The sequence below is a fragment of the Nonomuraea sp. NPDC049655 genome, assembly GCF_044465465.1.
GTDB lineage: Bacteria > Actinomycetota > Actinomycetes > Streptosporangiales > Streptosporangiaceae > Nonomuraea.
Genome location: NZ_JBITLS010000014.1, coordinates 261,036 through 273,243, shown reverse-complemented (window position 1 = coordinate 273,243; position 12,208 = coordinate 261,036). Strand labels below are relative to the sequence as shown.

At 71.4% G+C, this 12,208-nt stretch carries 11 protein-coding genes; 7 read left to right on the top strand and 4 right to left on the bottom strand.

Features of this window, described 5'->3' with window-relative positions; genetic code table 11:
- Nucleotides 1–15 precede the first annotated feature (15 nt).
- Nucleotides 16–840, bottom strand: a complete 825-nt coding sequence (locus ACIBQ6_RS38600) for an NAD(P)H-binding protein (RefSeq protein ID WP_397218147.1) — start codon at nucleotides 838–840, stop codon at nucleotides 16–18.
- 86 nt (nucleotides 841–926) lie between these two features.
- Between ACIBQ6_RS38600 and ACIBQ6_RS38595 the strand changes: the two genes are divergently transcribed.
- From ACIBQ6_RS38595 to ACIBQ6_RS38575, 5 genes are all read left to right on the top strand, one after another.
- A complete protein-coding gene (locus ACIBQ6_RS38595; RefSeq protein WP_397218144.1) occupies nucleotides 927–1,505 on the top strand; it encodes a TetR/AcrR family transcriptional regulator in 579 nt (192 codons plus the stop codon).
- A gap of 157 nt (nucleotides 1,506–1,662) precedes the next feature.
- Nucleotides 1,663–3,261 carry an ABC-F family ATP-binding cassette domain-containing protein gene (locus ACIBQ6_RS38590; protein ID WP_358300088.1) on the top strand — a complete coding sequence of 533 codons (1,599 nt, stop codon included), beginning with the start codon at nucleotides 1,663–1,665 and terminating at the stop codon, nucleotides 3,259–3,261.
- Between the two features lie 113 nt (nucleotides 3,262–3,374).
- On the top strand, nucleotides 3,375–3,590 hold the full coding sequence (locus ACIBQ6_RS38585; RefSeq protein WP_352363545.1) for a helix-turn-helix domain-containing protein: 216 nt from the start codon (nucleotides 3,375–3,377) through the stop codon (nucleotides 3,588–3,590).
- Nucleotides 3,591–3,735: 145 nt separating this feature from the next.
- The gene (locus ACIBQ6_RS38580; protein WP_397218142.1) at nucleotides 3,736–4,563 is read left to right on the top strand and encodes an enoyl-CoA hydratase/isomerase family protein; all 828 of its coding nucleotides are present in this window, start codon (nucleotides 3,736–3,738) and stop codon (nucleotides 4,561–4,563) included.
- Between the two features lie 103 nt (nucleotides 4,564–4,666).
- Nucleotides 4,667–6,556 carry an ABC transporter ATP-binding protein gene (locus ACIBQ6_RS38575; RefSeq protein ID WP_358300082.1) on the top strand — a complete coding sequence of 630 codons (1,890 nt, stop codon included), beginning with the start codon at nucleotides 4,667–4,669 and terminating at the stop codon, nucleotides 6,554–6,556.
- Here ACIBQ6_RS38575 and ACIBQ6_RS38570 read toward each other — a convergent pair.
- Complete coding sequence (locus ACIBQ6_RS38570; protein ID WP_397218140.1) at nucleotides 6,528–7,412, bottom strand: sulfotransferase family protein; 885 nt, start codon at nucleotides 7,410–7,412, stop codon at nucleotides 6,528–6,530. The two genes, ACIBQ6_RS38575 and ACIBQ6_RS38570, sit on opposite strands and share 29 nt — an antisense overlap.
- Nucleotides 7,413–7,513: 101 nt before the next feature.
- Here ACIBQ6_RS38570 and ACIBQ6_RS38565 point away from each other — a divergent pair, with 101 nt between their 5' ends.
- Nucleotides 7,514–8,407 (top strand): LD-carboxypeptidase, encoded by an 894-nt coding sequence (locus ACIBQ6_RS38565; protein WP_358300076.1) that lies wholly within the window; start codon nucleotides 7,514–7,516, stop codon nucleotides 8,405–8,407.
- A gap of 41 nt (nucleotides 8,408–8,448) precedes the next feature.
- The gene (locus tag ACIBQ6_RS38560) at nucleotides 8,449–9,324 is read left to right on the top strand and encodes a hypothetical protein (RefSeq protein ID WP_397158883.1); all 876 of its coding nucleotides are present in this window, start codon (nucleotides 8,449–8,451) and stop codon (nucleotides 9,322–9,324) included.
- A 66-nt stretch (nucleotides 9,325–9,390) separates the two neighbouring features.
- Here the strand turns inward: ACIBQ6_RS38560 and ACIBQ6_RS38555 are convergent, their stop codons facing one another.
- Together ACIBQ6_RS38555 and ACIBQ6_RS38550 are read right to left on the bottom strand one after the other, a co-directional pair.
- Nucleotides 9,391–11,316 carry an ATP-binding cassette domain-containing protein gene (locus ACIBQ6_RS38555; RefSeq protein ID WP_397218235.1) on the bottom strand — a complete coding sequence of 642 codons (1,926 nt, stop codon included), beginning with the start codon at nucleotides 11,314–11,316 and terminating at the stop codon, nucleotides 9,391–9,393.
- Between the two features lie 458 nt (nucleotides 11,317–11,774).
- Nucleotides 11,775–12,146: a hypothetical protein gene (locus ACIBQ6_RS38550; protein ID WP_397218138.1), complete on the bottom strand. Its 372-nt coding sequence runs from the start codon at nucleotides 12,144–12,146 to the stop codon at nucleotides 11,775–11,777.
- Nucleotides 12,147–12,208: the final 62 nt, after the last annotated feature.

Here is a 12,208-nt window from a genome sequence, read left to right as displayed (position 1 = left end):
GGTTCGTCGAGGTGGTCAGGACGCCGGGAGGAAGGCGTCGGCGTGGTCGGCGACGAAGGCGGCCAGGGTGCGGGGCGGGCGGCCGGTGACGTCCTCGACGGTGGTGGTGATCTCCGCCCAGCCGGTCCGGCTCAGCGTCGCCTGCGTGGTGGCCAGCTCGGTGGCGAACGGCTCAGGGATCCCCTGCCCGGCCAGCCGCGTGGCCATCTCGGGCACCGGCAGGTCCACGTAGGACACGGGACGCCCCAGCACGCGGGTCATCGTCGCCGCGATCTCCTCGTGGGTGGGCGACTCGGGCCCGGTCAGCAGGTACGAGCCCGACGCGCCCACCGGCCGGGTCAGCAGGGCGGCGGCCACCGCGGCGATGTCCCTGGCGTCGATGTAGTTCATCCCGCCGGCGCCCCAGGAGCCGTGGAAGCGGTCGCCGCGCACCTCGCCGAGCAGGTTCTGCATGAACCCGGTCGGCTGCAGCACGGCGTGCGGCACGCCGGAGGCCCGCAGGTGCTCGTCGACCTCGCCGTGGGGCCCGGCGCTGAGCGCGGCGCCGGGGGCTGCGTCGCGTACCGAGACCTCGACGATCTGCGCCACGCCCGCCTCGGCGGCCAGGTCGACGACCTCGTTGAGCCGCTCGGCGAACCCGGGGAACGGCGAGCTGTTGAGGAACAGCCGGTCGCCGGGGGACAGCAGCCGGCCGATCGTCTCCGGCCGGGTGAAGTCGCCGACGGCGTGCGGCACGCCCAGGTCGGCGGGCGTCCGCGACACCGCGAGCACGTCCTCGCCGGCGAGCTGGGCGACCAGGGCCCGGCCGATGGACCCGGTCGCGCCGGTGATCACGATCATGATGGCCTCCTAAGTGGAATCTCTTCGTCCGGTTGCCTGGACGGTACACTAAGCGGAAACAATTCGTCCACTTAGGAGGTCGGGACGTGCGCGCGGACGCCAGAAGGAACCTGGTCAAGATCCTCGACGCGGCCGCCCGGGTGATGGCCGAGCGCGGCGTCAACGCGCCCATGGAGCTCATCGCGCGGCAGGCCGGCGTCGGCGTGGGCACCCTCTACCGCCGCTTCCCCGACCGCGACGCGCTCATCGCCGCGCTGGGCGAGCATTACGTCCAGTCGCTGGCCGAGGCCCTGGAGCACGCCGTCGACGGCGAGCGGGACGCCTGGAGCGCGCTGCGCGGCTTCGTGCAGTGGGCCGCCGCCCCCGGCCGCGTCGCGCTGGCCGCCGCGCTGGCCCACCTGCCGGAGGAGGCCATCGCGGGCACGGCGGAGTTCGCCGAGAGCAAGGAACGCTGGCTGGGGCTGCTCCAGGGGCTCGTCCGCCGGGCCCAGGCCGAGGGCGGCATGCGTCCCGACGTGACCTGGGAGGACGTCGTCAGCCTGCTCAACGTCTTCACCTGCCACCCGGACGGGCTGCCCGCCCCCGTGGCCGCCCGTCCGGAGAAGTACCTGCACCTCATGCTCGACGGGATGGCCGCCGGCGCCGCGACCGCGCTGCCGGCCTGACGACCCCTGTCCCACGCGTACCGGAGGGCACCTGGAGCCCCTATAAGCAGAGGTAGCGCCTGGCACGGGGGCCCTACACTGATCTGTATGCATACTCCCGATTGACCGGCGGTCGCACGCCCAATCCTCGTTTCCTAGCTCGGGAGTGTCCGCCAATATGATCATCGCCAGTGACATCGAGCTGCGCGCGGGCGCGCGCCTGCTCATCGAGAACGCCTCCTTCCGGGTCAACCCCGGCGACAAGATAGGTCTGGTCGGCCGCAACGGCGCGGGCAAGACCACCCTGACCAAGGTGCTCGCGGGGGAGGCGCTGCCCGCCGCGGGCTCGGTCACCTCCTCCGGCAGCATCGGCTACCTGCCCCAGGACCCCCGTACGGGCGACCTGCAGGTGCTGGCCCGCGACCGCATCCTGTCCGCGCGCGGCCTCGACGAGGTCCTGCGCAAGCTGCGCGAGGCCGAGATCGGCATGTCCTCCGCCGACGAGCGCACCCGCGAGAAGGCCGTCAAGCGGTACGGCAGGCTCGAAGACCAGATGCACGTGCTCGGCGGCTACGCGGCCGAGTCCGAGGCCGCCTCCATCGCCTCCAGCCTCGGCCTGCCCGACCGGGTCCTCGGCCAGACGTTGCAAACGCTTTCCGGCGGTCAGCGGCGCCGCGTGGAATTGGCGCGAATTCTTTTCAGCGGAGCGGAAACTCTCCTTCTCGACGAGCCGACAAACCACCTAGATGCGGACTCAATCGGGTGGCTTCGTGATTTTTTGCGCTCTCATCAAGGTGGCTTGGTGATCATCAGTCACGACGTCGGCCTTCTTGAAGCCACGGTCAACAAGGTCCTCCACCTCGACGCCAACCGTTCGGTGATCGACCACTACAACGTCGGCTGGAAGGCCTACCTGGCCCAGCGCGAGACCGACGAGAAGCGCAGGAAGCGCGAGCGCGCCAACGCCGAGAAGCAGGCGGGCGCGCTGCTGGCCCAGGCCGACAAGATGCGCGCCAAGGCCACCAAGGCCAAGGCGGCCCAGGACATGATGCGCCGCGCCCACCGCCTGCTGGCCGGCACCGAGGAGGAGCGCCAGAGCGACAAGGTCGCCCGTCTGCGCTTCCCCGAGCCGCTGCCGTGCGGCCGCACGCCGCTCATGGCCGAGGGCCTGTCGAAGTCCTACGGCTCCCTGGAGGTGTTCACCGACGTCAACGTGGCCATCGACCGAGGTCACAGGGTCGTCATCCTCGGCCTCAACGGCGCCGGCAAGACCACGCTGCTGCGCATACTCGGCGGCATCGAGTCCCCCGACACCGGCGAGCTGCGGCCCGGCCACGGCCTGAAGGTCGGCTACTACGCCCAGGAGCACGAGACCCTCGACCCCTCCCGCACGCTCCTGGAGAACATGCGCTCGGCGGGCGGCGAGTTCACCGACACCGAGCTGCGCAAGGTCCTCGGCTCGTTCCTGTTCTCCGGCGACGACGTCGACAAGCCCGCCGGTGTCCTGTCCGGCGGCGAGAAGACCCGGCTCGCGCTGGCGATCCTGGTGCTGTCGAGCGCCAACGTCCTGCTGCTCGACGAGCCCACGAACAACCTCGATCCGGTCAGCCGCGAGCAGGTTCTCAACGCTCTGAGGTCGTATTCAGGAGCAATCGTCCTCGTCACCCATGACGAGGGTGCCGTTGACGCCTTGTCACCGGATAGGGTGATCTTGCTGCCTGACGGAACTGAAGACGCGTGGAGCGACGAATTTTCCGATCTTGTGGCACTTGCCTGATCTTAATTTGAGTGGGTACGGATCTTTTCCCGTGGAGTAGGTAGCCGATCCCGCTGAAATGACTGATCATGGCGGAGTAACGCTGCGGAAGTCCGGCACTACAGGAGGTACTCGTGGCCGAGACACTGAAGAAGGGCACCCGGGTCACCGGGGCCGACCGGGAAAAACTGGCCGGCGATCTCAAGAAGCGCTACGCACAGGGCGAGAGCATCCGCGCCCTGGCCGCTTCGACCGGTCGGTCTTACGGGTTCATCCACCGCATCCTTAGCGAGTCCGGTGTGACTCTGCGCGGGCGCGGCGGGGCGACTCGAGGCAAGACCAAGCGCTGACGGCTGTCTCGGAACGTGCGACCGCAGCCGCCCGTCCCTAGTCAGCCGCTGTCGCGCCCGAGCCAGAATCATATTCTGTAAGCTCGGGCGCGACGGTCAGCCTTGGTGGCGCACCCCGTGCGCGACCGGACACAGGGAGCAGGCGATGGCGGAAGCACAGGCACCACAGCGCGGGGGGAACGCGGAGGACGTCTCTGCCGAAAGGCTGGCGGAGATCGGGCTTCGCCATGAGGTGGACGGTGAGATAGCGACGATCACGCTGGACCGGCCGGAAAAGCGCAACGCCCAGACGTTCGCGACATGGTCGGCGTTGGCTCGCATCGGGGAGAGCCTTCCCGAACAGGTGCGCGTCGTCGTCGTGAAAGGTGAGGGACCGTCCTTCTCGGCAGGAATCGACCTGCGGATGTTCACACCGGAGGGAGTGCCCGGACAGGGCTCGTTCAGCTCGGCCGCCGCAACCGACGGCGAGACCTTCGAGCAGCGCATACGTCAGGCACAGGACGGTTTCCTGTGGCTGCGCCGCCCGGAGATCGTCTCCATCGCCGCCGTGCAGGGGCACGCGATCGGCGCGGGGTTCCAGCTCGCGCTCGCCTGTGACCTGCGCATCGTGGCCGACGACGTCACCTTCTGCATGAAAGAGCCCGCACTGGGCCTGGTCCCTGATCTGACGGGGACCAAACCGCTGGTCGAGCTGGTCGGACTGGCCAAGGCGATCGACATCTGCCTGACCGCCAGGAACGTGTACGCCGAGGAGGCCATGCGCATCGGCCTCGCGGAGCAGGTGGTCGCCGGGGGCAACCTGGACAAGACCGTACAGAACAAGATCGCGGAGCTGCTGTCGACGAACCGGGACGCGGCGGTGGCGACGAAGCGCCTCCTCCAGGGGGCGCGGGCGCGCACCCTGGAGGAGCAGAGTGCGGCCGAGGGCAGGGAGCAGGCCAAGCGCATCAAAGCCCTGTTCGGCCCGCGTTAGGACGGCCGGCCGGAGGCGGGGCTCCGGTTCGCCGTGAGCGGATCGCGGAATCGCCGGAGGTCCTCGCGACGCTGAATCCGGGGGAGGAGGAGGGATCCCCCGTATGGCGATGATGGGAGGGGGCTTCGGCCCTCAGGTCTGGATGTCACTGCGCCGCGACGGCTCGGTGACCAAGCAGCGCATCGCGCCGGGCACGGTCCGGCGCATCGGCAGGCACGCGCGCCCGCACCTCAGGAAGATCGCGGCGTTCCTGCTGCTCGTGGTGGCCGGGGCGGTGATCGTGGTGGCCAACCCGCTGCTGATGAAGGCGATCATCGACGACGGCATCCTGACCGGCCGCACCGACGTGGTGATCGGCCTGGCCGTGGCCATCGCCGCGCTCGCCGTCCTCGACGCCGCGCTGACGCTGGCACAGCGCTGGTTCTCCGCGCGCATCGGCGAGGGGCTCATCTACGACCTGCGCACCGAGGTCTTCGACCACGTGCAGCGCATGCCGGTGGCCTTCTTCATGCGGGCGCAGACCGGCGCGCTGGTCAGCCGGCTCAACAGCGACGTGATCGGCGCCCAGCGGGCGCTGACCAGCACGCTGTCGTCCGTGGTGTCCAACGTGGTCAGCCTGGTCCTGGTGCTGGGCGCGATGCTGGCGCTGTCGTGGCAGGTCACGCTGGTCGCGCTGGTGCTGCTGCCGATCTTCATCGTGCCCGCCAAGTACGTCGGCCGGCGCATGTCCGCGCTGACCCGCGAGCAGATGCAGCTCGACGCCGAGATGAGCTCGGTCACCACCGAACGCTTCAACGTGGCCGGCGCGATGGTCGCCAAGCTCTACGGCCGGCCCGAGGACGACGCGGCCACCTACGCCGCCCGGGCCGGGCGCGTCCGCGACGTCGGCGTGACCGTCGGCATGTACGGCACGGTCTTCCGGGTCGCGCTCGGCCTGGTCGCGGCCCTGGCCACCGCGCTGGTCTACGGCATCGGCGGCGTGCTCGCCGTCGGCGGCGCCTTCGAGCTGGGCACGCTGGTGGCCCTGACCGCCCTGCTGATGCGCCTGTACGGCCCGCTGACGTCCCTGTCCAACGTGCACGTCGACGTGATGACGGCGCTGGTCAGCTTCGACCGCGTCTTCGAGATCCTCGACCTCAAGCCGATGGTCGCGCAGCGGCCCGGCGCGCGTCCGGTGCCGAAGGGCCCGGTCACCATCGAGTTCGACGACGTGCGCTTCCGCTACCCGGCGGCCGAGGAGGTCTCGCTGGCCTCCCTGGAGTCGGTGGCCCGCCAGGACTCCGGCGGCCCGTCGCAGGAGGTGCTGAAGGGCGTCTCCTTCACCGCCCGGCCCGGCGAGATGATCGCGCTGGTCGGCCACTCCGGCGCGGGCAAGACCACCATCACCTCCCTGGTCTCCCGGCTCTACGACGTCAACGAGGGGGCCGTCCGGATCAACGGGCTCGACGTGCGCGAGGCCACGCTCGACTCGCTGCGCGACACCGTCGGCGTCGTCATGCAGGACGCCCACCTGTTCCACGACACGATCGGGGCCAACCTCCGCTACGCCAGGCCCGGCGCGAGCGAGGAGGAGATCCGCGACGCGCTGCGGGCCGCGCAGATCGGCGACCTGGTCGAGGGGCTGCCCGACGGGCTCGACACCGTCGTCGGCGACCGCGGCTACCGGCTGTCCGGCGGCGAGAAGCAGCGGCTCGCGCTGGCCAGGCTGCTGCTGAAGGCGCCGCGCGTGGTCGTGCTCGACGAGGCGACCGCGCACCTCGACTCCGAGTCCGAGGCGGCCGTGCAGCTCGCGCTCAAGACGGCCCTGCACGGCCGTACGTCGCTGGTCATCGCCCACCGGCTGTCCACGATCAGGGAGGCCGACGAGATCCTGGTCGTGCACGACGGGCGCGTGGCCGAGCGGGGCCGGCACGAGGAGCTGCTGGCGCGCGGCGGCCACTACGCCGAGCTCTACCGCACCCAGTTCAGCTCGGGAGATAGCCCAGCCGGGTGAGCTCCTGCCGGGCGACCTTCTCCACCAGCTCCAGGTCGGCCGGCCGCAGCCGGGCCCGCCAGGCGCCGACCTCGGGGACGCGCGAGCCGTACAGCGCGATCTTGGACACCCGCGTCTCCAGGAACTCGGTGAGCGCGGCGAGCGTGTCGGCGGGTTTGAGCGCCAGGTCCTCGTAGCGGATGGTGAGCAGCTGCCGCTCGGGCAGCTCCCGGCGCAGCTCGGCGCTCAGCCGCACGGCGCTGCGCCAGCGCAGCGCCGCCTTGCCCGCCGCGGGCATGCCCTTCCACCGGTCGAGGTGCTCGTCCTTGTTGACGCCGAGGAAGGCGTTGGGGAACTCGGTGCTGTCGGAGAGCATCGCGGGCTTGAACCAGGCCAGGCACGCCGGGTCGGCGAGCATGCCGGCGACGGCGTCCCTGCCGTCCCTGATGAGCTGGACGAACCGGGCGTCGGGGAACGCCTGCAGCAGCACGGGCGCGCTGTAGAGCAGGTCGGGGCTGCCGTCGCCGAACCGCGTCACCTCGCCGGGCTCCACGCACGGCCCGCTGCCGGTCACGCCGCCCGCCTCCCGGCACGGCTGGGCGCACTGCCCGCACGAGCGCGGGGAGACCTGCCAGGACTCGGCCAGCGCGTCGCGCAGCACGCGCACCGCGCCCGACGTGCGGCCGATGGACGGTTTGCGGGCGAAGGCGTACACGACGTGCGCCACGCTCGCGCGGCCCGTCGTGACGTGGAAGCCGGGGGAGCGTTTGAGGGCGCGGGCCAGCAGGTCCGCGCCGGAGTGCGGGGCGCCGAGCAGGAAGACGGGCCTGCGGACCTTGATGCCGTTGACCACGAGGATGTGGGGCGGAAGTCGCATACTGGACCACAAGTGTGACACCGTTTGGCAGGTGAACGAGCCAATCAGCGTTTCGGTGCTTACCCGGGCCCCGGCGCTCCCAGGCGTGCAGGAGTTGACCGATGCAGCAAGGTGACACCGTCGCGATCGTCATGCCGTCGGGGCCGCCCTCACCTGTGCTGTTCCAGCGCGGCGTCGAGCGGTTGGAGGCCCTCGGGCTGAAGGTGGTGGCGGGGGCGCACGCGCTCGACCGCCAGGATCTCGACTACCTGGCCGGCCAGGACGCCGCCCGCGCCGCCGACCTCCAGGCCGCCTGGTGCGACCCGGCCGTGTCGGTGGTGTTCTGCGGCCGGGGCGGCTACGGCGCGGCCCGGCTGCTCGGCCTGCTCGACTGGGACGCCATGCGCGCGGCCGGGCCCAAGGTGCTGGTCGGGTCGAGCGACATCACGGCCCTGCACAACGCCTTCGCGATCGAGCTGGGCGTGCCCACGCTGCACGGGCCGATGACGGCCTGCGACACGATCGCCGCCGAGCAGGGCCCCGAGCCGCGTTCGTGGGAGAGCCTGTGGGCGGCGCTGGCCGGGGAGAGCGCGACCGTGCGGGGCGACCGGGTGCTGGTGCCCGGACGGGCCGAGGGCGTGCTCACCGGGGGCAACCTGTCGCTGCTGGCCTCGATGTGCGGCACCCGGTACCAGCCCTCGTTCGACGGCAAGCTGGTGCTGCTGGAGGACATCGGGGAGGAGCCGTACCGGATCGACCGGATGCTGACGCAGCTGCTGCAGGCCGGGGCGTTCGACGGCGTGCGGGGGATCGCGCTCGGGTCGTGGGTGGACTGCGGCGATCCGTACCCGGTGCTGGCCGACCGGCTCGCGCCGCTCGGGGTGCCCGTGGTGGCCGGGCTTCCGGTGGGGCACGGGTCACCACAGATGAGCGTGTGGCTGGGGGAGCTTGGGGTTATCGATACCGAATCGTGCTCCCTGGCTGGTCCGTTCCGCGACGGCGAGCAGGCAAGGTAGGAAGACACCTAAAGGGACGAATCCGACAGAGGGGACGGTGTGTGAGCTTCTTCAGGCGTGACCGGGAGCCCTCCCGCCGGCCGATCGAGGACGTCGACCTCGACTCCCTGCTCGGCCTCGTCGCGGAGTCCCTGGGGTTCGTGTGCGAGTTCGCCCGCGACGGCGCGTCGCTGACCCTGCGCGGCGACGGCGTCGCGGAGCTGGTGGTGAGGCTGACCGGGCTGCGCCGCGAGGCCGGGCGCCGGGCCAGGGAGGACTGGCCGGTGCTGGTCTCCGAGCACCTCGCGCACGCCCTGGCCACCGCCGACGAGCGTTACGACGCCTGCGACCTCGACCAGGCCGCGCCCCTGCTGCGCACCCGGGTCGAGGCGGTGGACGAGGTCCCCGACCTGACCCGGGTGGTGGGGCGGCACCTCAACGCCGACCTGGTGGAGCTGCTGACCGTCGGCTCACGCCTGGTGCGGCCCGAGGAGGCCGGCTGCTGGCCCGTCCCGACGGCTCAGGCGCTCGACCTGGCCGTGGCGAACGTCCGGCGGGCCGAGCGGCTGCAGGTCGAGCGCATCGAGCTGGGCGGCACGCCGGTGACCCGGCTGACCGGCGCCCACCCGTCGGCCGCCACGCACCTGCGCTGGCTCGGCGACCACCTCACGGTGCCCGCCGACGGGGTGCTGGTGGTGCTGCCGGACCCGTACACGGTGCTGGTGCGCCCGGTGGACGGCATCGGGGTGGTGCGCGCCATCGAACGCCTGCGGGTGCACGCGGCCCGCACCGGCGGGCTGAGCGCGCAGGTCTACTGGTGGCACCAGGGACGGCTGACGCTGATCAAGGCCGACATCGTGTTGCAGCAGGGGCAGACGAGGCTGGTGGTGGCCCCGCCGCCGGAGTTCGCCCGCATCCTCGCCCGCCTGGCCGTCTGAGGCCCCCGGGCGTCGCCCGGTCCGGCGGGCGGGCCCCCTGAGCCCGGTGGCCCAGGGGGCGTCGTATCACGCCTGTCCCACGTAGTCGCGCAGGTGCACGGCGGTGAGCGAGTCGCCCTTGGCCACCAGCTCGGCCGGGGTGCCGGTGAACACCACCCGGCCGCCGTCGTGGCCCGCCCCGGGACCCAGGTCGATGATCCAGTCGGCGTGGGCCATCACCGCCTGGTGGTGCTCGATGACGATGACCGTGTTGCCGTCGTCCACCAGCCGGTCGAGCAGGGCCAGGAGCTGGTCCACGTCGGCCAGGTGCAGGCCGGTGGTGGGCTCGTCCAGCACGTACGTGGTGCCGTTCTTGGCCATGTGGATGGCCAGCTTGAGCCGCTGGCGCTCGCCGCCCGACAGCGTGGTGAGCGGCTGGCCGAGCCCGAGGTAGCCCAGGCCGACCGAGTCGAGGCGGTCGAGGATCGTCCTGGCCTGGCCGCTCGGGAAGAACGCACGGGCCTCGGCCACCGGCATCTCCAGCACCTCGCTGATGTTCTTGCCGCGCAGCCGGTACGTCAGCACCTCCGGCGTGAACCGGCGCCCCTCGCACGCCTCGCACACCGAGGCCACGTCGGCCATCATCGCCAGCTCGGTGTAGATCAGGCCGATGCCCTTGCAGGCCGGGCAGGCGCCCTCGGAGTTCGCGCTGAACAGGGCCGGCTTGACCCCGTTGGCCTTGGCGAACGCCGTGCGGATGGGGTCGAGCACGCCCGTGTACGTGGCCGGGTTGCTGCGCCGTGACCCGCGGATCGGCGACTGGTCGGCGACCACCACGCCCTCGCGGCCGGACACGTACCCGTGGATCAGGGAGCTCTTGCCCGAGCCCGCCACGCCCGTGACGACGGTGAGCACCCCGAGCGGGATGTCCACGTCGACGCCGCGCAGGTTGTGCAGCGTGGCGCCGCGCACCTCCAGATGCCCCTTCGCCGGGCGGACGGAGGCGCGCAGCGCGGCCCGGTGGCCGAGGTAGCGGCCGGTCAGGGTGCCCGAGCCGGGCAGCCCGTCGAGGTCGCCGGCGTAGCAGATGCGGCCGCCGCCGGTGCCCGCGCCGGGACCGAGGTCCACGATGTGGTCGGCGATCTCGATCACCTCGGGCTTGTGCTCGACCACGAGCACGGTGTTGCCCTTGTCGCGCAGCTGCAACAGCAGGTTGTTCATCCGCTGGATGTCGTGCGGGTGCAGCCCGGCCGTCGGCTCGTCGAAGACGTAGGTGACGTCGGTCAGGCTGGAGGTGAGGTGCCGCACCATCTTCACCCGCTGGGCCTCGCCGCCCGACAGCGTGCCGGACTCGCGGTCGAGGCTGAGGTAGCCGAGGCCGATCTCGACCAGGGAGTCCAGCGTGTCGCGCAGCCCCTGGAGCACCGGGCCGACGCTCGGGTCCCCGATGCCCTTGACGAACTCGGCCAGGTCGTTGATCTGCATGGCCGAGCAGTCGGCGATGTTGCGGCCGTCGATGCGGGAGGACCGGGCGGCCTCGTTCAGGCGCGAGCCGCCGCAGGCGGTGCAGCCGGTCAGCTTGAGCGCCCGGTCGGCGAAGGCGCGCGCCTGCGGCTGCATCGACTCGCGGTCCTTGGCCAGGTACTGGCGCTTGACCTTGGTGACCAGCCCTTCGTAGGTGAAGTTGCTGGTGCCGTACTTGATCTTCGTGGCGGGCTTGTCGAGCAGGTCCGCCCACTGCTCGGGGGTGAAGTCGCGCAGCTTGGTGTCGGGGTCGTACAGGCCCGAGCCGACCATGATCTGCCAGTACCAGGTGTCCACCGCGTACCCGGGGACCTTGATGGCGCCATCGTTCAGCGACTTGTCCCGGTCCACCAGCTCGTCGACGTCGACGCCGGCGACCTTGCCGAGCCCCTCGCACTCGGGGCACATGCCCTCGGCGCGGTTGAAGCTGAACGCGAACGGCGGCCCCACCTGGGGGGAGCCCAGCCGGCTGAACAGGATCCGGAGCATCGTGTAGGTGTCGGTGGCGGTGCCCACGGTCGAGCGGGCGTTGGTGCCCATCCGCTCCTGGTCCACGATGATCGCCGCGCTGAGGTTCCGCAGCGAGTCCACGTCGGGACGGGCCAGGCTCGGCATGAAGTTCTGGACGAACGTGGTGTACGTCTCGTCGATCAGCCGCCGGGACTCCGCGGCGATCGTGTCGAAGACGAGCGAGGACTTCCCCGAGCCGGACACGCCGGTGAACACGGTGAGGCGGCGCTTGGGCAGGTCGAGGTCGACGCCGGTGAGGTTGTTCTCGCGGGCGCCGCGTACCTGGATGACGTCGTGGCTGTCGGCGGCGGTGTGATCGGCGGATCGGGTGCGTACGGCGTCGGACTTGGCGCTGGAGGCCACGGAATCCCTTCTTGTCACATCAAATGCGGAGCGGGTAGGCGATCGTACCGTACGCAGTACGGTCGCCGTGGGGCTCAGCGGGATCTGGCGATCAGCGACGTGACGAGCGAGGCGGCCAGGGGCAGCAACGTCAGGCCGATCAGGAACATCAGCCCGACCGGCCACAACCCCTGCCCGCCCCCGCGCAGCTCGCTCACCACCCCGGCGGCGAAGTGCACGAAGAACGGCGCGGCGGCGACGGCCCCCCACAACGGATGCGGGACGGCCCACGCGGCCAGCCCGGCCAGGACCGCCAGCGCGGCGAAGGCCGGCAGAAGCGCCGGGGAGTCCAGGACGTCCTTCGGCGCGCCGGGCGCGACCGCGGGCGCGGTGAGCACGCACACGGCCACGGCGGCGACGCCTCCGGCGATCAGGATCACGGCCCACAGCAGGGCGGAACGCGGCATCTCTCTCCTCACACTGGTCCTGACGGCCAGCATGCCCGCGGCGGGGACGGGGACACGAGCGC

Bases quoted from the DNA above. Each gene is read 5' to 3' on its own strand.
- ACIBQ6_RS38600 (WP_397218147.1), bottom strand. From the start codon at position 840: ATGATCGTGATCACCGGCGCGACCGGGTCCATCGGCCGGGCCCTGGTC.
- ACIBQ6_RS38590 (WP_358300088.1), top strand. From the start codon at position 1,663: ATGATCATCGCCAGTGACATCGAGCTGCGCGCGGGCGCGCGCCTGCTC.
- ACIBQ6_RS38580 (WP_397218142.1), top strand. From the start codon at position 3,736: ATGGCGGAAGCACAGGCACCACAGCGCGGGGGGAACGCGGAGGACGTC.
- ACIBQ6_RS38575 (WP_358300082.1), top strand. From the start codon at position 4,667: ATGGCGATGATGGGAGGGGGCTTCGGCCCTCAGGTCTGGATGTCACTG.
- ACIBQ6_RS38570 (WP_397218140.1), bottom strand. From the start codon at position 7,412: ATGCGACTTCCGCCCCACATCCTCGTGGTCAACGGCATCAAGGTCCGC.
- ACIBQ6_RS38565 (WP_358300076.1), top strand. From the start codon at position 7,514: ATGCAGCAAGGTGACACCGTCGCGATCGTCATGCCGTCGGGGCCGCCC.
- ACIBQ6_RS38555 (WP_397218235.1), bottom strand. From the start codon at position 11,316: ATGCTCCGGATCCTGTTCAGCCGGCTGGGCTCCCCCCAGGTGGGGCCG.
- ACIBQ6_RS38550 (WP_397218138.1), bottom strand. From the start codon at position 12,146: ATGCCGCGTTCCGCCCTGCTGTGGGCCGTGATCCTGATCGCCGGAGGC.